This window comes from Veillonella sp., assembly GCF_018364065.1.
In the GTDB taxonomy this organism is placed as follows: Bacteria; Bacillota; Negativicutes; order Veillonellales; family Veillonellaceae; genus Veillonella_A.
On the sequence record NZ_JAGZMO010000001.1, the window covers coordinates 122,798 to 140,357 of the forward strand.

At 42.7% G+C, this 17,560-nt stretch carries 16 protein-coding genes; 15 read left to right on the forward strand and 1 reads right to left on the reverse strand.

The window, feature by feature from the left end:
• Positions 1 to 27 precede the first annotated feature (27 nt).
• From nusA to KHZ77_RS00595, 12 genes are all read left to right on the forward strand, one after another.
• On the forward strand, positions 28 to 1,104 hold the full coding sequence (gene nusA / locus KHZ77_RS00540) for a transcription termination factor NusA (protein WP_295194603.1): 1,077 nt from the start codon (positions 28 to 30) through the stop codon (positions 1,102 to 1,104).
• Complete coding sequence (locus KHZ77_RS00545) at positions 1,104 to 1,370, forward strand: YlxR family protein (RefSeq protein ID WP_295194605.1); 267 nt, start codon at positions 1,104 to 1,106, stop codon at positions 1,368 to 1,370. Before nusA ends, KHZ77_RS00545 begins: the two co-directional genes overlap by 1 nt.
• Entirely contained in the window at positions 1,363 to 1,668 is a 306-nt protein-coding gene (locus tag KHZ77_RS00550) for a ribosomal L7Ae/L30e/S12e/Gadd45 family protein (RefSeq protein WP_295194607.1), read from the forward strand. The genes KHZ77_RS00545 and KHZ77_RS00550 overlap by 8 nt, the downstream gene beginning before the upstream one ends.
• A gap of 17 nt (positions 1,669 to 1,685) precedes the next feature.
• The gene (infB, locus tag KHZ77_RS00555; RefSeq protein ID WP_295194609.1) at positions 1,686 to 4,241 is read left to right on the forward strand and encodes a translation initiation factor IF-2; all 2,556 of its coding nucleotides are present in this window, start codon (positions 1,686 to 1,688) and stop codon (positions 4,239 to 4,241) included.
• Between the two features lie 9 nt (positions 4,242 to 4,250).
• Positions 4,251 to 4,640 carry a 30S ribosome-binding factor RbfA gene (gene rbfA / locus KHZ77_RS00560; protein ID WP_295194612.1) on the forward strand — a complete coding sequence of 130 codons (390 nt, stop codon included), beginning with the start codon at positions 4,251 to 4,253 and terminating at the stop codon, positions 4,638 to 4,640.
• 4 nt (positions 4,641 to 4,644) lie between these two features.
• Complete coding sequence (locus KHZ77_RS00565) at positions 4,645 to 5,592, forward strand: bifunctional oligoribonuclease/PAP phosphatase NrnA (protein ID WP_295194613.1); 948 nt, start codon at positions 4,645 to 4,647, stop codon at positions 5,590 to 5,592.
• Between the two features lie 7 nt (positions 5,593 to 5,599).
• Positions 5,600 to 6,466: a tRNA pseudouridine(55) synthase TruB gene (gene truB / locus KHZ77_RS00570; protein WP_295194614.1), complete on the forward strand. Its 867-nt coding sequence runs from the start codon at positions 5,600 to 5,602 to the stop codon at positions 6,464 to 6,466.
• 12 nt (positions 6,467 to 6,478) lie between these two features.
• Entirely contained in the window at positions 6,479 to 7,426 is a 948-nt protein-coding gene (locus KHZ77_RS00575; RefSeq protein ID WP_295194615.1) for a bifunctional riboflavin kinase/FAD synthetase, read from the forward strand.
• Between the two features lie 165 nt (positions 7,427 to 7,591).
• Complete coding sequence (locus tag KHZ77_RS00580) at positions 7,592 to 8,776, forward strand: PLP-dependent aminotransferase family protein (protein ID WP_295194618.1); 1,185 nt, start codon at positions 7,592 to 7,594, stop codon at positions 8,774 to 8,776.
• A gap of 357 nt (positions 8,777 to 9,133) precedes the next feature.
• Complete coding sequence (locus KHZ77_RS00585; protein WP_295194621.1) at positions 9,134 to 9,925, forward strand: shikimate kinase; 792 nt, start codon at positions 9,134 to 9,136, stop codon at positions 9,923 to 9,925.
• Between the two features lie 39 nt (positions 9,926 to 9,964).
• On the forward strand, positions 9,965 to 12,109 hold the full coding sequence (locus tag KHZ77_RS00590; RefSeq protein ID WP_295194624.1) for an ATP-dependent RecD-like DNA helicase: 2,145 nt from the start codon (positions 9,965 to 9,967) through the stop codon (positions 12,107 to 12,109).
• A gap of 111 nt (positions 12,110 to 12,220) precedes the next feature.
• Complete coding sequence (locus KHZ77_RS00595) at positions 12,221 to 12,961, forward strand: ComF family protein (protein WP_295194626.1); 741 nt, start codon at positions 12,221 to 12,223, stop codon at positions 12,959 to 12,961.
• A 66-nt stretch (positions 12,962 to 13,027) separates the two neighbouring features.
• Here the strand turns inward: KHZ77_RS00595 and KHZ77_RS00600 are convergent, their stop codons facing one another.
• Positions 13,028 to 13,630 (reverse strand): HD domain-containing phosphohydrolase, encoded by a 603-nt coding sequence (locus KHZ77_RS00600; protein WP_295194629.1) that lies wholly within the window; start codon positions 13,628 to 13,630, stop codon positions 13,028 to 13,030.
• 774 nt (positions 13,631 to 14,404) lie between these two features.
• Here KHZ77_RS00600 and KHZ77_RS00605 point away from each other — a divergent pair.
• The 3 genes from KHZ77_RS00605 to KHZ77_RS00615 all read left to right on the forward strand — a co-directional run bounded on the left by KHZ77_RS00605 (position 14,405) and on the right by KHZ77_RS00615 (position 17,490).
• Positions 14,405 to 15,229, forward strand: a complete 825-nt coding sequence (locus KHZ77_RS00605) for a transporter substrate-binding domain-containing protein (protein ID WP_295194631.1) — start codon at positions 14,405 to 14,407, stop codon at positions 15,227 to 15,229.
• 245 nt (positions 15,230 to 15,474) lie between these two features.
• The gene (locus tag KHZ77_RS00610; protein WP_295194633.1) at positions 15,475 to 16,293 is read left to right on the forward strand and encodes a basic amino acid ABC transporter substrate-binding protein; all 819 of its coding nucleotides are present in this window, start codon (positions 15,475 to 15,477) and stop codon (positions 16,291 to 16,293) included.
• 12 nt (positions 16,294 to 16,305) lie between these two features.
• Positions 16,306 to 17,490, forward strand: coding sequence for a PLP-dependent aminotransferase family protein (locus tag KHZ77_RS00615; protein ID WP_295194636.1), 1,185 nt, complete (start codon positions 16,306 to 16,308; stop codon positions 17,488 to 17,490).
• Positions 17,491 to 17,560 lie beyond the last annotated feature (70 nt).

Genomic DNA, 17,560 nt, shown 5'->3' on the forward strand with positions numbered 1-17,560 from the left:
TAAAATAGGACATTGGAGGAATTATCAGTGAGTCAAGAATTAGTACAAGCAGTTATGGTGTTAACAAAACAGAAGGGTGTAGCCCCTGAAGTGGTTTTCGAATCCCTTGAAGCATCATTATTGCAAGCTTATCGCAAGGAACCTGGCTCGAATCAAGAAGCGTATGTGGAATTAAATCGTGAAACCGGCGATTATAAAGTATTAGCCAAGAAAACTGTTGTAGAAACAGTGGAAAATCCTGAACTGGAAATCGGTTTAGATGAAGCCCAGGCTCGTGACTTACGCTATGAAATCGGCGATATTGTGGAAGTGGATGTAACGCCAAAGAACTTTGGCCGCAGCGCTGCCCATACAGCCAAACAAATGCTCATTCAGCGCCTCAAAGAAGCGGAACGCAGCATTGTTTACGAAGAATACTTCAGCCGTGAAGGCGACATTATAACAGCTCTGGTTGAACGCGTTGAAGGACGCAACGTATTTGTAAATCTGGGCAAAACGGAAGCAATCTTGCCTCCGGCGGAACAAATTCCGACAGAAACATATAAAGCGGGCGACCGTATTAAATGTTATATTGTGGAAGTTAAGAAGACCACCAAGGGTCCTCAGATCATGATCAGCCGTACACATCCGGGACTTTTAAAACGTTTATTCGAATTGGAAGTTCCTGAGATTTATGAAGGTGTTATCGAGCTTAAGTCTGTAGCTCGTGAACCGGGTATGCGTTCCAAAATAGCGGTTGTAAGCCGTGATGAAACAATCGATGCTGTTGGCGCTTGCGTAGGTCCTAAAGGACAGCGCGTGCAGAACATCGTTGATGAATTACACGACGAAAAAATCGACATCGTTAAATGGGACGAAGATCCGGCAGTATATATTGCCAACTCATTAAGTCCGGCAAAAGTATTGTCCGTTGACGTGGACGAAGAAGAAAAAACGTCCCGCGTCGTAGTGCCTGATTACCAGTTGTCTTTAGCTATCGGCAAGGCCGGCCAGAACGCCCGTCTCGCTGCTAAGCTTACAAACTGGAAAATCGACATTAAGAGCGAAAGCCAGGCGGACGATGTGGACTATAATGACCATGAAGAAGGTGACGGTGAGGCGTAATGAAGAAAAAAACTCCTCCTATGCGAATCTGCGTAGGTTGCGGTGAATTACGTAATAAAAAAGATATGCTCCGCATTGTGGCATCACCGGACGGCACCCTTTCTATCGACAGAACAGGCAAGGCCGCAGGCCGCGGTGCCTATATTGAGCCGAAGGAAGAATGTTTCGAAACGGCTTATAAAATGAAGCGATTGGAGCGCTCGTTGAAACGGGAAGTATCGAAAGATATTTACGAAGCCTTGCGAGCTCAATTGATCAATGAATAAAGTAAAAGTATTAAACTTATTAGGTATGGCGCAACGAGCCGGCAAACTCTTATCCGGCGATTTCGTAGCGGAAAAGGCAATGAAGAAGCAGCGCATACCTCTGGCCATCTTAGCCACCGACTGCGCTAAGAATAATGGCGAAAAATATAGATGGCTCGCCCAACAACATGAAGTGACGTTGCGTGAATTTGCAACGAAGGCGGAATTGGGCCAAGCCTTAGGAAAAGAACAACGAGCAATAATTTTAGTAATGGATGATGGATTTGCTAAAACTATGCTTAAGGAAATAGATTGTTAATATGAGGGGGAATGTAGATGTCCAAAAAAAGAATACGAGACCTAGGCAAGGAATTAAATGTAGAGAATAAACAGATTATTGCGTTTTTACAAAAAGAAGGTTACGCCGTAACCGCACCTGCAAGCGGTGTTGATGATGCCGGTGTTGATTTAGTAAAGAAACACTTCGGTGGTCAGAATAAACCGGCTCAGGCGGCAGCGAAACCACAGGAAACTGTTAAAGCGGTGGAAAGTGCTAAACCGGCAGCTTCCAATGAAGGCAGCCACAGAGAATCTGCTCATAATAAAACGCAGCAAGGCAAGAATCAGCAGGGTTCTTCCAACCAAGGCGGTCAGGCCGGTAATCAGCGTCGCAATCGTCCGGAAAACCAGAAACAGAGTCCCTCTCACACGAAATCCGGTGATTCCAAAGGAAACGATAAAAACAATAAGCGCGCACAAGATGCTCGTCCGCACAATCAGGAGTCTCGTCCAAAACATGGCGGCGAAGGCAAAGGTTCTGCACGCCACAACGATCGTGATGATCGCAACAATCGTAACGACAATCGCGGCGAAAACAGAAGCGACAACCGCAATGAAAATCGTAACGATAATCGAAATGATAAAAAAGGCAATCGCAACAAAGATAACCGCAATAAAGATAATCGCGGTCGCGATGGCTTCGATTCCAACGATCGTCGCAACAAGAAAGATAAGAAGAACAAGAATAACCGCCCTCAATCCTTGTTATCTACATCCTTAGCAAAGAGCAAAAATAAAGTAAAACAGCGTAATGAACAGAATCGCCAGCACAAAGAAGAAGAAAAACGTAAAGCGGAAGCAATGATTGCTACGTCAATCGAATTGTCCGGTCCGTTAACCGTTAAAGAACTGGCTGAAAAAATGGGCCGCGAAGTGAGCGAACTTATCAAGAAATTGATGATGCTCGGCGTTATGGCCACTATTAACCAGGAAGTGGATGTTGATACAGCCACTATCGTCGCTGAAGAATTCGGCGTAGAAGTAGTGGAAGTGGAACCGGAAGAAGATCCAACAGAAATCCATGAAATCGTGGATGCTCCTGAATCTTTAAAACCACGCCCACCTGTAGTAACTATCATGGGTCACGTTGACCATGGTAAAACTTCCTTATTGGACGTAATTCGTCAAACTAATGTAACTGCATCCGAAGCAGGCGGTATTACCCAGCATATCGGTGCGTACATGGTACGTTATAAAGGCAACAAGATTACATTCCTTGATACACCGGGCCATGAAGCGTTTACAGCAATGCGTCTTCGCGGTGCGCAGTCCACAGATATTGCCGTATTGGTAGTAGCTGCCGACGACGGTGTAATGCCACAGACTATCGAAGCGATTAACCATGCCAAATCTGCAGATGTGCCAATTATCGTGGCCATCAACAAAATGGATAAACCGGGTGCTAATCCGGACCATGTAAAACAGCAGTTGTCTGAACATGGCTTATTGCCTGAAGAATGGGGCGGCGATGTAATCATGGTTCCTGTTTCCGCTAAGAAACGCCAAGGTATTGAAGACTTACTTGAAAATATCTTGCTCGTAGCTGAAGTATTGGAATTAAAAGCCAACCCTAACCGTAACGCACAAGGCGTTGTTATTGAAGCGAAACTCGATAAGGGCCGCGGTCCTGTATGTACAGTGCTTGTACAGAAAGGTACTCTCCATGTTGGGGATAACATCATTGCCGGTGTAGCTTACGGTAAAGTACGTGCCATGACCAATGAACGCGGTGAAAAAGTTAAAGTAGCCCGTCCATCCATGCCTGTGGAAGTACTCGGTTTATCCGATGTACCGCAAGCCGGTGAAATTATGGACGCCGTTGACGATAACGAAGCCCGTACTATTGCAGAAAAACGTATTGAAAAACAACGTATTACTGAACAAAATACCAGTCATAAAGTTACCCTTGATGATATTTTCAACAAGATTCAACAAGGCGAGCTGAAAGACTTGAATATTATTATTAAAGCAGACGTACAGGGCTCTGTAGAAGCTCTTCGTCAATCTTTGGAAGCCATTAAGAATCCGGAAGTGCGCATCGTTATTGTTCATGCGGCCGTAGGTGCCATCAATGAATCCGACGTAATGCTCGCATCCGCATCGAATGCGATTATCCTCGGCTTCAACGTACGTCCTGACGCGGTTGTACGTAAAGCGGCTGAAAAAGAAAGCGTAGACTTGCGCACTTATCGCGTAATCTACGATGCCATCAATGACGTAGAAAGCGCTATGCGCGGTATGTTAACGCCTGAATTCAAAGAAGTAATTCTAGGCCGTGCGGAAGTTCGTCAAGTTATTTCCACACCGAAAGCTATCGTTGCCGGTTCCTACATCACTGAAGGTAAGATTACTAATAAATCTGAAGTACGTCTGATTCGCGACGGCGTAGTAGTTCATGAAGGTACTGTTGATTCCTTGCGTCGATTCAAAGATGAAGTGAAGGAAGTAAAACAAGGTTTTGAATGTGGTATTTCTATTGAACGTTATCGTGACATTAAGGAAGGCGACGTAATCGAAGCCTTCACAATGGAAGAAATTTCGCCACAGATCTAGGAGGCGTTTATGAGTGACGTACGAGTTCGTAAATTACAGGAATTTATTAAACAGGAAGTAAGCAGCATGCTGATGCGCGGTCTTAAAGACCCGCGCATCGGTTTCGTAACTGTTACCGATGTGGAAGTAACCGGTGATTTACGTCAAGCGACTATATATGTAAGTTTATTCGGCAGTGACGAAGCTAAAAAAGAATCTCTTCAGGCATTGCGTCACGCAATCGGCCATATTCGCAGCGAACTTGGCAAAGTATTGCGTCTTCGCTATACGCCGGAATTATTCTTCGAAGCGGATACATCGCTGGACTATAGCATGCATATCGAATCATTGTTGAATGATATTAAAAAAGATGAGCCGGCCTCATCAACGTCTGATGAAGACGGCAACAAGGAAGAGTAAGCACATGAAAATGATTAATTTAGAAGAGTTAAAAGCCGCCTTAGATGCTGTTAATTCTGTTATTTTAACTGTTCATGTTCATCCTGATGCTGATGCATTGGGATCCCTGTTCGCCTGCTATGAAGCATTGGTAGGCCAGGGTAAAACGGTAACTATGGTTATCGATGACGTAGTGCCTCAGAAGTTGACTTTCCTGGCCCATGCCGACAAGGTATATACCGTAGAAGATATGCCGTCCTGGAAGGCCGATATGTTGTTGGTTCTCGATGCAAGTACGAAAGAACGCATCGGCAAAGTGGGCGAGTTCTATGAAGGTCCTATTTATAATATTGACCATCATATTTCTAACTCAAAATTTGCTGACGCTTTGTACTTACGTCCTGAATTTGCCGCAACCGGTGAAATTCTTACCTATTGTTTCACTGAATGGAATTGGCCTGTAACTGAAACGATGGCGACAGCACTCTATGCGGCGATTGCCTCTGATTGTGGATTTTTCCGCTTCAGCAATACAACGGAGCACACCCTTAATATGGCGGCTCTGTGTGTAGCTAAAGGGGCTAAACCGAACATTATTTCCGAGCATTTGGAAGTGACGACGGTATCCCGTATTGAAGTGATGAAAGAAGCGCTTCAGACGATTAGCTTTCATGACAACCAACAGGTAGCCATGATTGCGTTAGATAAAGATTTAATTGAAAAGACCGGCAATGATACGGACGGTTTTGTCGATTTGATTCGCAATGTAGATACTGTGGATATTTCGATTTTATTGAAATACGTAGCTGCGAATGTAACGCGTGTGAGCTTGCGCTCCAAACGCTCTGATGTGAACGCCATTGCTCAACAGTTTGGCGGCGGCGGTCATATTCGTGCGGCAGGTTGCACAATTAATGCCTCCATGAGTGAAGCTAAAAACGCATTATTACAAGTCATTACAAATAAAGGATGATACGATTTTGGATGGAGTATTTTCTTTTTTAAAACCGCCCGGCATTACCAGTCATGACGCTGTGAGTATTTGCCGCCGCGTTCTCAGAGAGCGGCGCATCGGGCACAGTGGTACGCTGGATCCGCTGGCCTATGGTGTACTGCCAATTTTTATCGGCAAGGCCACCCGCATTATTGAATATACCGATGCGTTGGAGAAGACTTATGTGGCTGAATGCCGCTTAGGTTACGGCACCGATACGGAAGACAGTACGGGACAAATATTGGGGGAGCCTGTTACGGTTACTACTTACCCGACGATGGAAGAACTGGAAGCTATGGCGCAGCAGTTCATTGGTGAGCAGTTGCAAAAGCCGTCCATGTATTCGGCCATCAAGATTAATGGTCAAAAGGCCTACGAATTGGCACGACAAGGTAAGGAAGTGGACTTGCCAAGCCGTACCATCAATATTTATGATTGTCAGATTCTGGCGTATAGTTATCCTTATTTTACTGTAAGAGTAACTTGCTCGGCCGGTACCTATATTAGGGCTCTGTTGCGCGACATGTGTGCGCATTTGGGGATTCCCGGCACGATGACGCAGCTGGCGCGGACGGCTGTAGGTTCTTTTTACATTAATGAATCTGTATCCGTAGAAGAATTGGAAGCGCAGGGCGCCGGTATTTTACAACCTGTAGATAGAGCCTTGGTACATTTGCCGAAGATCAGTCTGCCGGCTGAAGCGGTTACCGCTCTTAAACAGGGGCAAACGTGGCCGCGCGATACTATGCAGGGCCCATCCGCCAAATTGGTGAGAGCTTACGGTCCTGACGGATTCTTTGGCGTGCTTTTTGACAAACGAACGCATTATAAAGTAGCAAAAAATATTTTTTAGTAGGATGGTAATATGAAAATTTTAACTTCTTTTGCTGAGCTAAATACACTTAAAAAGAATATGGTATTTGCTTTGGGCACATTTGACGGCCTTCATATAGGTCATCAGCATGTAATTGCAAAAGCTGTAACAGAAGCACATAAACAGGATGCCTATGCAGTGGTACTTACCTTTGACAAGCATCCATTTCATATTATCAATCCCCAGAGAGAGCCGAAAGCATTACTTCAACAGGCCGATAAGGTGCGAGTGCTGGAGGAACTGGCGGTGGATTGTGTACTTATGCTGCCTATGACTAAAGAGCTGATTACAATGAGTCCCGAAGCATTTGTAGATGCTTTGACAGCGTCTAAGCGGGCCGTCGGTTTCGTCATGGGGGAAAACTTTTCCTTCGGCGCAGGCGGCAAGGGGAATCCACGTGTTTTGACCGAGTTGCTTCAGACAACGGCTTGTAAAGACGCTCAGGTATACACGATTGATTTGGCGAAGTGCAGTAAACGGCCGGATCATGTGTCCAGCACATTGATTCGCAATCTTATCAGCGCCGGTGATTTTCCCGCTGTAAATGCCCTGCTGGGGCGTCCGTTTCGCTTTACCGGTACCGTTATTACCGGTGATCGCCGCGGCCGGACCTTAGGCTTTCCTACATTGAACTTCCTGTTCCCGCAGGATTTGGTGTTACCGCCTGACGGCGTTTATGTAAACCGCGTGTTCATTGATGGAGCCTGGTATAATGGCGTAGGCAATCTGGGTGATAATCCTACCTTCACCAACCAATATCATCGCTTTGAAGTACATCTGTTTGACTTTAACCGCGATGTGTACGGCTATGAAGCGACTATTGAGTTCTATGCCTTATTGCGCGGTGAAGAGCGTTTTGATTCCTTAGAAGAGCTGATTGATCAAATCAAAGCCGATGAACAGGGCGCTAAAGATTTTTTTAAAAAGAATAACTTTTAAACATAAAACGTTTACCTTTATCAGTGATGAGACTTCTTTTCACAAGGTAAACGTTTTTTTGTACAATAAAGTGTCTTTTTACTGAAAACTTATGTGTTCTTTTGGTTGACATTACAAAATGATGATAGTATTATTTATAGTATCAAAATTTTAGGAGGTAATAGTATGGCCATTCGATTTTCAGAACCTGTTAATGCAATCAAACATTCGGATACAGGAGATATTTTAAAACTCATTGCGCAACCTGATATGATTTCCTTTGCCGGCGGCCTGCCTGCGGAAGAATCATTCCCTGCGGAACAAATTCGGAAGGCTACAGAGCTGGTTCTCCAGAGTGACTCGGGCAAAGCCTTGCAATACGGACCGTCTCTCGGCTATGATCCTCTTCGTGAGAGCATCGCTAACCGTATGAACCGCATGGTTAAAACTAATTTTACAAAGGATAATATTTTAATCACATGCGGATCTCAACAGGGCCTCGACATGCTTTGTCGTCTATTCTGCAATAAAGGAGACACCGTTGTTGTAGAAAAACCGTCATATTTAGGTGCCATTACCGCATTTAACCTGTCTCAGGTAAATTATGTGGAAATTCCGGGCGACGGCAAGGGCATGATTATGTCAGAATTGAAGAAAGCGCTGGATACACATGATGTTCGCCTTATTTATATCGTAACGGACTTCCAGAATCCTACCGGTATTACCTGGAGCCGCGAACGCCGTGAAGAATTTATGGCTCTCGTTGATGAATATGAAGTGCCTGTTATCGAAGATAATCCGTATGGCGAACTTCGCTATGAAGGTGAATATTTGCCGTCTTTGAACAGCTTTGACACAAAAGGTCTTGTATGCTCATTGGGCACATTCTCTAAAACATTTGCTCCCGGCATGCGCTTAGGCTGGATTGCGGCCAATCCGTTATTCATTGAAAAATGCGACTTGTTAAAACAGAATATGGACTTGTCTACGGCACCATTTACACAGCGTATTTGTGCGGCATGGCTTGAAAACTTCGACTTTGATGCACATGTACAGGAAATCAAGAATTTGTATAAATCCCGTCGTGACGCCATGTTGTCAGCCATTGACGAATTCTTCCCTAAGGAAGTACAACACACATATCCTGAAGGTGGTTTGTTTATCTGGTGTACATTGCCTGAATATATGAAATCTCGTCATATTTTACAACAATGTATCGAACAGAAGGTAGCCTTTGTACCGGGTGAAGCATTCTTCACATCGGAAGGGAATACCAACTTCTTCCGTTTAAATTATTCCTGTAATAATGAAGAAGTGATTCGTGTAGGCATCCGTCGTATTGCGGACGTTTTAAAAGCTATTTTAAAATAAATTGAAACAAGTAAGTTGAAATAAATCGCTTAACATAAGCAGCCTGAAAGAAACAATTTAAAAGAAGCAATCGGCAATTGTTATAGAAAAAGTGCATTTAATTATATTTTTTTATATAATTGCGAAAACAGAGCGAGAGAAAGACGCCATGAAATGACTAAGTTCAAGAATGGCGTCTTTTTTGATATAGAAATTATGAGAAATAAATCGGGGCAATGAAAGGGCATTCATTCTATTGGAATGAGTCTGCCATCTACAAGTTAGACGTTAATTATGTTATGATAATAAAAGAGACCATTACGCCATGAAGATGCAAGCCTTCGTGGTCGTCAATGATTTGTTAGTAGGGAGGCTGCTATGATTTCAGAAGACATTAAAAATAGTAAGTTAGAAGAAGTTCGTAAAAAAATAGATAAACTGGACAAACAACTTATAGAAACCTTTGAAGAACGCCTTCAGGTAGTTCTCGAAGTGGCTAAAATAAAAGAAGAAGCTCATGGTCGAATTTATGAACCGCAGCGCGAGGAAATTGTTAAGGCTCATGCTGTTGAGCATTTAAAAAATAAAGAGTTATCCAACTATGCACTTTCCTTTATTGAAAAGGTAATGGAGATTAGCAAAACCTATCAAAAGAACCATATGCAGCAGCATGTGTTTCTTATCGGTATGCCAGGTGCCGGCAAAACTACAGTTGGTAAAGCGTTGGCACAGGACGAAGGTATGGAGTTCTTCGACTTGGATGCTGTGATTCAGGAAAAAAATCATAAATCCATTCAAAATATTATTATTTATGACGGTGACGAAGCATTCAGAGAATATGAATACGAAGCGATTAAAGATATTGTGTCTACTAAAGCTCCATCCGTTATTGCTACGGGCGGCGGCACCGTATTGTCCGAAAAAACTGTAAATCTCATGAGAGACTCCGGTTACGTTGTATTCATTCACCGCGATGTAACACAGATCCTTGACGATTTGGATATGGAAATCAGACCGCTTTTAAAAGAAAGCATTGAATATATCTTCCGTCTCTACGAAGAACGCTATCCGTTATATGAAAAAGTAAGTGACTTGAAAATAGTGAATGCCAGCACCATTTCCGATGCAGTGGAACAGATTATTGAAGCTTTGCCAAATGAAGTAAAATAACTGTTTATATTTAACGATAATGGAACTAGTGATAATGTAATGGAACTAATTCGTGGCATCGTGCAGCGATTAATTTATAAAAACAACACGGATACATATTGTGTGTTTTTGTTAACCGATTATAATGAAGAGCGTTTAGTGTGCACGGCTAAACAGGAAGCACCTAAAGAGGGTGACGAAGTAGAAGTGAAGGGGCGCTTCGTAGAACATAAGAAATACGGGCACCAATTCGAAATACAGCATTTAGAACGATTAAAGCCGGATACGATATTCGGCGCACGACAATATTTAATAAACCTGGAGATCCGAGGTTTTGGCGAAAAGTCCATCGATAAAGTGATGGACTATTTCGGCATGCAAATTGTGGAGCTCTTAAAAGAAGATAATCCTACAGAAATATTGGATGTACCGGGACTTCGCAAGAGTGTTAAGGAAGAACTTTACAACACCTTGCGTGGCGAAGGGATTCTTGTAGATATTAATAAATTCCTGGAAACTTGTGGCATAAGCTCCCGATGGAGCCGCAAGCTATATACACTATATGGCGGCGCTGCCATTGACGTATTGCGGGATAATCCGTTCCGATTAATGGATATGGACAGCACCATTACGTTTTCCATGGCGGATACTATGCGTGCGGCCTTGGAAATCCCGCCAGACGATGACCGGCGTTTGGAAGCTGCGTTGCTGGCTGTTTTAAAAGGTGTTACCGATAATGGCCATTGCTGCTATCCGGTAGATGAACTGATTCGGGAAGTTTTTGACCGTCTGGGTGGCTATGCCGATGAAATTGCGGCACGTATTGAAACCTTATTGGAATACGGTGAGCTCGTGAGCACGACCTATGAAGATATTATGTATATATACTTGCCGGAACTGTACGGAGCAGAGTCAGGCGCAGCGTACTTAACACAGCAGGTCATGGCGGAAGGGGCAGCCTTTTCCTTCGATATGAAAAGTTTTATGAAACGCTTCGAAGAAAAGGAACATTTAAAGTTGGGTGATCAACAGAAACAGGCCATCTCCATGGCTTTGGAAAATAAGGTGTCACTCATAACAGGGGGTCCGGGCACAGGGAAGACGACGATTGTAAAGGCGTTGGTAGAAGCGTTTCAGCAAACCGATCAGAACCGCATCGCCTTATGTGCGCCTACAGGGCGTGCGGCTAAGCGCCTCACAGAAGCGACCGGTTATGAAGCAACGACTATACATCGATTACTTATGCCTGTAGAAGGCAGTCATGATTATGATTTCAGTAAAAACGAAGATAATCAGCTGGAAGCGGACGTAATCATCGTCGATGAAGCTTCCATGCTCAATGTGCAGCTGTACCATGCGTTACTGTCTGCTGTACCGGAATTCTCCTTCGTTATTATTGTTGGTGACGTGGATCAGCTGCCACCAATCGGCGCGGGATTTATCCTTCGCGATTTACTGGACAGTGAAATCATTCCTTTTACACGACTGGATACTATTTTCCGTCAAAAAGAGGGAAACCGTATCGTAGATAATGCGCATGCTATCAATAACGGTCACATGCCTGTTTTGGAATCAGCCGGTGAATTTACTTTTATTCCGGTGAATACTGTATCGGATATGATGAAGCAGTTGGTTAAGACCTATGAAGAGGAATTGGATGAAGCGGACGACGAACTGGATGTGCAGATTATTTCGCCAATGCGCCGCGGTCCTGCTGGGAGCCATACTATATCGCAGACGGTACAGAAGTACTTGAATCCGCTGCCGGGCAGTGATGGAGAAGTCAAAATAAACGGCAACACATTTCGTGTAGGCGACAAGGTTATTCAAGTACTGAACAACTATGACCTGGAAGTGTTTAACGGTGAAATCGGCGTTGTATACGCTATCAGTAAGAGTTATGTGTTCATTCGCTTTACGGACAAAGAAGTCACCGTGCCAATGGAAGACATGGAGTCAATTATGCTGGCCTATGCCATTACGGTGCATAAAAGCCAGGGCAGTGAGTACGGCACCGTTATCATTCCGTTTATTCCGCCATACTCTAACATGTTACAGCGCAACTTGCTCTATACAGCAGTAACACGTGCTAAAAATAAAGTAATCATCATAGGCACACAGGGCGCTATCAAACGAGCCGTTGATACACAAGTGGGTGAAGAGCGATACACCTTGTTTAAAGAACGATTACAGGAATTAGTCTAATGTAGATAGTTTAGGCATGAGTGTGATAGAGAGAGCTATGTTTGGGATTCTTATGATGTATCTTTAAGATGTATCTTTATAAGGTATCTGATTAAACGGGAGAATTCGATTATGAAACAAGACGTTAGCATGAATACATTAACGGAAGCTTTCTTGAATAGAACGGTTAAAGTATGTTACCGTTCCGTGCTTAATGCTATGAGTAATATTATCTTTCCGCCTCGGTGTGCCGCTTGCGGCTCTGCCGTATGGCATGAAGGCGAGTGGTGCAGTGATTGCTTTACGGCGGAATATAAACTTCGCATTATTCCGGGGAATGAACGAGACCCTCTGGAGCGTGTGTACGTTCTAAGCGAATATGATAAGGGCGTTAAAAATTTAATCAGACATATCAAGTTCAATCAAAAAAAGGAGCACAGTCGAGGACTGGCTCCTTTTTTAATATCGTTTATACATTCCCTAACAAAGGAAGAATGGAATTCCATTGATTATATCATTCCTATCCCTGTAAGCCCGGAGAAACGAAAATCCCGCGGTTACAACCAGGTAGATATTATCTTTAAAGACTGGGCGGACGCTCACGGCAACTGGCTTGACTGTTTAGCGAAAAGTAACAGTACCAAGAAGATGTACGCTTTAGGCCGAACAGAGCGAAAGGAGAATATAGCCAAGGCGTTTTCTGTGAAAGAAGAAATTAGACTATCACAAATCTTAAAGGGAAAGAAGGTACTGATTGTGGACGACATACATACTACAGGTGCAACCGTTGCCTCGGCGGCTAATGTGCTGAAGCAAGAAGGTGTGAGTACAGTGTGGGCTTTGACTATTGCCGGGGCGGTGGGGAATGTGTAAGTAATCAAAAAGACGTAACCTAAAACTAAGGTTACGTCTTTAAATGGTTGTATTATAATTTTATTATTACCCGATAATCTCAATGAAAGCTTTAACCAAATCCGGATCGAAGTAGATACCGGAGCCGCTGAATAATTCTTGTTTAGCGGTTTTCTTGCTTTTGGACCAAGACTCAGTGGACGGGTTAATAGCGGAGTCGTAGTAATCGGCGATGCCAATTATTCTTGCCCCTAACGGGATGTTGTTGCGCACCAGGTGTTTTGGGAAACCGGATCCGTCCCAACGTTCATGGTGATGAAGGATGTACGGAATGATTGGCTGGCAACAGGAGTAGTTCTCTATCATGTTTGCCCCGTTTGCCGGATGCTGACGATATTTACTTAATTCCTGCCGATTAAAGAACGGAGCTTTTTTCAATACTGCAGAAGGCATTGTTATGAGGCCTAAGTCGTGCAATAATGCGCCGTGTCGTATTTGAACTATTTCGTTGGCAGGTAAGCCGATTTTAGCGGCGATACTCACCGAATAGTTAGCCACATTGAGTGAGTGCTTATATAATTCGTAACTTTTCATACGAATCATTTGGAGTAGCTGGGCACTGATGGCTTCCAAGCTGTCCTTTTCTAATTCATATAAGCCCGATGGCTGCATTAAAGATAACATAAACATAACAAAAATCCTTCCCTAGTTGTCTCCTTACCTAACAAGTAAAGATATTATACAATATTATGGTCATAAAAGATATACTTCATACTTGCTATATATGTATAAGTAAAATGCGTGAAAATTTTGAGTAAAAATAAGAACCCTTTGTACATCGCAGGTTTAAAGAAATATTCCTTTAGCATCTAAAAGTAGCAAGTGAAAAAATGAAAGTTGTGATATAATTTTGCTATAGACAAAGTGTGATTCTTTTCATATAATCACATGGTACGGGTCTGTGGTTGAAAATCGAGGCCAGTCGCAGGCAAAACGATCCACGTAAGTAATTGAACGAATTATGAGCATGGTGCGGCTTAGAAGTAAGACCTGCCGAAAAATTCGAGAGGAGTAGTAGTGGGGAGTCAGAGAACTTAGGAGCGAACCTTCCAGCAGGCGAGTGTGGGGGCAAAGACCAGGTCAGCCGTACAGTCAGGACTATCAGTTGATAGTCCTTTTTTTGTTGCCCTAATATATAAAAGGACGCGTATAAAATTTATAAATTACACAAGTTTTTTCTTCTGTCAGTGAATTATTATAATCATACAAATGCGATTAAATAAGGAGTTATTGAATACATGAGAATTAAAATACATAAAAATGTGTAAAAATATACAAATTAACTATTGACTATATATACAAACCTTTGTATAATTACAACATGTTAATTGAGGGGAAAACAATTAACGGAGAAGTGAGAGGCTAGCACACTTGAGATTTGAGAAGAGAAAGGGTTGAACATTTATGTTAAATAAAAAGTTTACAAAGGTTATCATGGCAGGCCTTGCCGTGCTGGCTATGGGGGCGGTGATTGCAGGCTGCGGCAGTGATACGACAAAACAGGCAACGACAAACGACGGAAAGAAAATCATTCATGTAGGTACGAACCCAACGTTTATTCCATTTGAGTATATAGATGATAACTCTAAAGACATTGCAGGTTTCGACATTGATTTGATTAAAGCAGTTGCCAAACACATGAACGCCGAAGTGGAATTCAAGAAAGTGGCGTTCGATGCGTTAATTCCAAGCTTGGGTAACAAAGACATCGACTTGGCTGCATCCGGTATGACGATTACAAAGGCCAGAGCTGAAAAGGTATTATTTTCCGAACCATATTATGAATCAGCTATGGGCGTAGTCGTAAAAGCAAATTCTTCCATTAATGATCTTAAAGATTTGGAAGGTAAAAACATTTCCGTACAAATCGGTACAACCGGTGCTGACTTGGCGGCGACAATCCCAGGTGCGCAGTTGAAACAATTTGATCACAGTAGCGATGCATTATTGGAATTGAGCAACGGTGCCGTTGACGCATCCGTTCTTGACTTACCGGTAGCGCAATATTATGCAGCTAAACATCCGGAAGCAAACATTAAAGTAATTCCATATCCAAACACTAAGAAATACTTCGGTTTCGCTATTGCTAAAGACAATAAAGAATTACAGGCAGAAGTAAACAAAGCGTTGGAAGAAATGAAGAAAAATGGTGAATTGAACCAGATTTACCAAAAATGGTTTAAACAGGATGCACCTGCTGATATGCCAATCGAATGGGCAGGGACCTGATTGAAATCGCAATAAAATGGAATACGGTTTTATAAAATTTGATGAGATTCAGTAAAATTTTGTAAGATGTAATTGACTAGTACTATTTGATACCATACTATATAAGCTACATGGTTTGTTAAATAGTACTAGTTTTACTAAGGAACAAAGTATTAACTATGTAGGGATTTTATTTTCAGGGATTCTATTTTAAAGAATTCTAATTGTGAAAGTCCTATATGTAAGGGGTTTAAAGGAGACGAGACATGAACTGGAAAAAAGGGGTTGCCCTTGTAGGCGCCGCATTATTGATGATGGGGCTTGTTGCCGGTTGCGGCAATGATGCACAAAGTGATAAAAAGGTGATTACATTTGCTGCGGAAACTACCTATCCGCCGTTTGAATTTGCTGAAGGCGATTCGTATCAAGGCTTTGATGTGGATTTAAGTAAGGCCTTGGCCAAAGAAATGGGCTATGAAGCTAAATTCGTAAGTATGGGTTTTGATGCACTCATTCCGGCGCTTCAGAGTAATCAGATTGACGCTATTGCGTCCGGCATGGTTATCACTGATGCCCGTAAGGCGAAGATTAATTTTACCGATCCATATTATCAGGTAAACTTGGTAATGGTAGTTCGCAAGAGCGAAACTAATGTAAACAGCGAAGCGGATATTGCAGGTAAAACGGTAGCGGCTCAAATCGGTACAACCGGTGCAATGTTGGCGAAAGAAAAACCGGACACCACTGTAAAAGAGTTTGATGCTATTCCAAATATGCTTCAGGACTTATCAAACGGTCAGGTACAAATTGTTATGCTTGATGAACCGGTTGCTAAGTACTACATCAGCAAATTGGGCATGAATGATTTAAAAATTGTACCTGTAGGTTTACAGGAGCATTTCTTGGGCATTGGGGTTAGAAAAGATGACAAGGAATTATTGGAAAAAATGAATGCTGCTCTTAAGAAATTAAAAGAAAATGGCGAGTATGCAAAATTAGAACAAAAATGGTTTGGTGACATTAAATATTTTTTACCCCTGCCGGTCAAATGGCAGGGGGCATTTTTAGATAGAAGTATGGAGTAAGTGATTAGTATGATGGCAGAGAATTTATTTTCCCAACGGGCTCGGGCAATTAAACGTTCGGTTATCGGGGCTTTAAAAGACGGAGTAAAAGGTGATGATGTAATTTCACTGGGAGAAGGTGTACCGGATAAGGCGGCCTTTCCGGCGGAAGAACTGGCTGTTGTAGCGGAAAAAGTATTGCGTGAGCAGGGGCGAGATATTCTTCAATATGGTGCTGTACAGGGCTATGTGGGGTTACGTGAACAGTTAAGTCAGCTCATGGAGCAGTATGGCATAAACTACGGTCCGGAAAATATTCAGGTCACTACTGGTTCAATGCAATCGTTAGAATTGGCGACAAAGTTATTCTTAGAACCGGGTGATATTGTATTGGTAGAAGATCCGACCTTCATTGATGCACAAAATGTTATTCGTTTTTCCGGCGCAACGGTAAAAGGGATTCCTTGTGACGACGAAGGTATGAATTTGGAAATTTTGGAAAAGACTTTGAAGTCCCATGTAAATATTAAGGCGATTTATGTAATTCCTGATTTCCAGAATCCTACAGGACTTTGCTGGACTGTAGAGCGCCGCAAAGCGTTTATGGAATTGGTAAGTAAATTCGGCGTAGTCGTACTGGAAGATAATCCTTATGGCGAATTATCTTATACACATGCTCCGTATAAAGGCTTGGCACATTATGATCAAAAAGGCCAGGTTGTGTTCATGGGCAGTTTATCAAAGACCTTGAGTCCGGGTATGCGCTTAGGCTGGTTGGCCGGAGCGGAGCCAATTATCCATATGATCAGTTTGGTGAAAGAGCAGAGCGATATTCACAGCAGTATACCGGACCATGTAATTGCTGCTACATATATGCAGGATTACGATTATAAAGGTCATGTACAAAGCATGTGCGCCATGTATAAAAAACGACTTGATGCATTGGCTAATGCATTGGAAGAAGAATTGCCTGAGTTTACTTTCCAAAAGCCGGAAGGAGGCTTCTTCATTTGGATCAGCTTACCGGACGGTATTAATGACATGAGCTTCTTTACAGCCGCTTTGGATGAAGGTGTATTGGTTATTCCGGGCACTCCGTTTTTAGTCGGTGTGCATAATAAATCATATATTCGTGTAAATTTCTCAGGCCGTACGGAAGAAGAATTAGTGGAAGCAGTTAAGCGAATGCATAAAGCCTATCAAAATATGATTAAATAACTATTGACAATGTATAATAATACAACTATAATGTGTTGTACATATTTTTAAGAATTATCGTATAGATAAC

Coding starts and splice junctions, on each gene's coding strand:
- KHZ77_RS00545 (WP_295194605.1), top strand. CDS start 1,104: ATGAAGAAAAAAACTCCTCCTATGCGAATCTGCGTAGGTTGCGGTGAA.
- KHZ77_RS00550 (WP_295194607.1), top strand. CDS start 1,363: ATGAATAAAGTAAAAGTATTAAACTTATTAGGTATGGCGCAACGAGCC.
- infB (WP_295194609.1), top strand. CDS start 1,686: ATGTCCAAAAAAAGAATACGAGACCTAGGCAAGGAATTAAATGTAGAG.
- rbfA (WP_295194612.1), top strand. CDS start 4,251: ATGAGTGACGTACGAGTTCGTAAATTACAGGAATTTATTAAACAGGAA.
- KHZ77_RS00565 (WP_295194613.1), top strand. CDS start 4,645: ATGAAAATGATTAATTTAGAAGAGTTAAAAGCCGCCTTAGATGCTGTT.
- KHZ77_RS00575 (WP_295194615.1), top strand. CDS start 6,479: ATGAAAATTTTAACTTCTTTTGCTGAGCTAAATACACTTAAAAAGAAT.
- KHZ77_RS00580 (WP_295194618.1), top strand. CDS start 7,592: ATGGCCATTCGATTTTCAGAACCTGTTAATGCAATCAAACATTCGGAT.
- KHZ77_RS00585 (WP_295194621.1), top strand. CDS start 9,134: ATGATTTCAGAAGACATTAAAAATAGTAAGTTAGAAGAAGTTCGTAAA.
- KHZ77_RS00590 (WP_295194624.1), top strand. CDS start 9,965: ATGGAACTAATTCGTGGCATCGTGCAGCGATTAATTTATAAAAACAAC.
- KHZ77_RS00595 (WP_295194626.1), top strand. CDS start 12,221: ATGAAACAAGACGTTAGCATGAATACATTAACGGAAGCTTTCTTGAAT.
- KHZ77_RS00600 (WP_295194629.1), bottom strand. CDS start 13,630: ATGTTTATGTTATCTTTAATGCAGCCATCGGGCTTATATGAATTAGAA.
- KHZ77_RS00605 (WP_295194631.1), top strand. CDS start 14,405: ATGTTAAATAAAAAGTTTACAAAGGTTATCATGGCAGGCCTTGCCGTG.
- KHZ77_RS00610 (WP_295194633.1), top strand. CDS start 15,475: ATGAACTGGAAAAAAGGGGTTGCCCTTGTAGGCGCCGCATTATTGATG.
- KHZ77_RS00615 (WP_295194636.1), top strand. CDS start 16,306: ATGGCAGAGAATTTATTTTCCCAACGGGCTCGGGCAATTAAACGTTCG.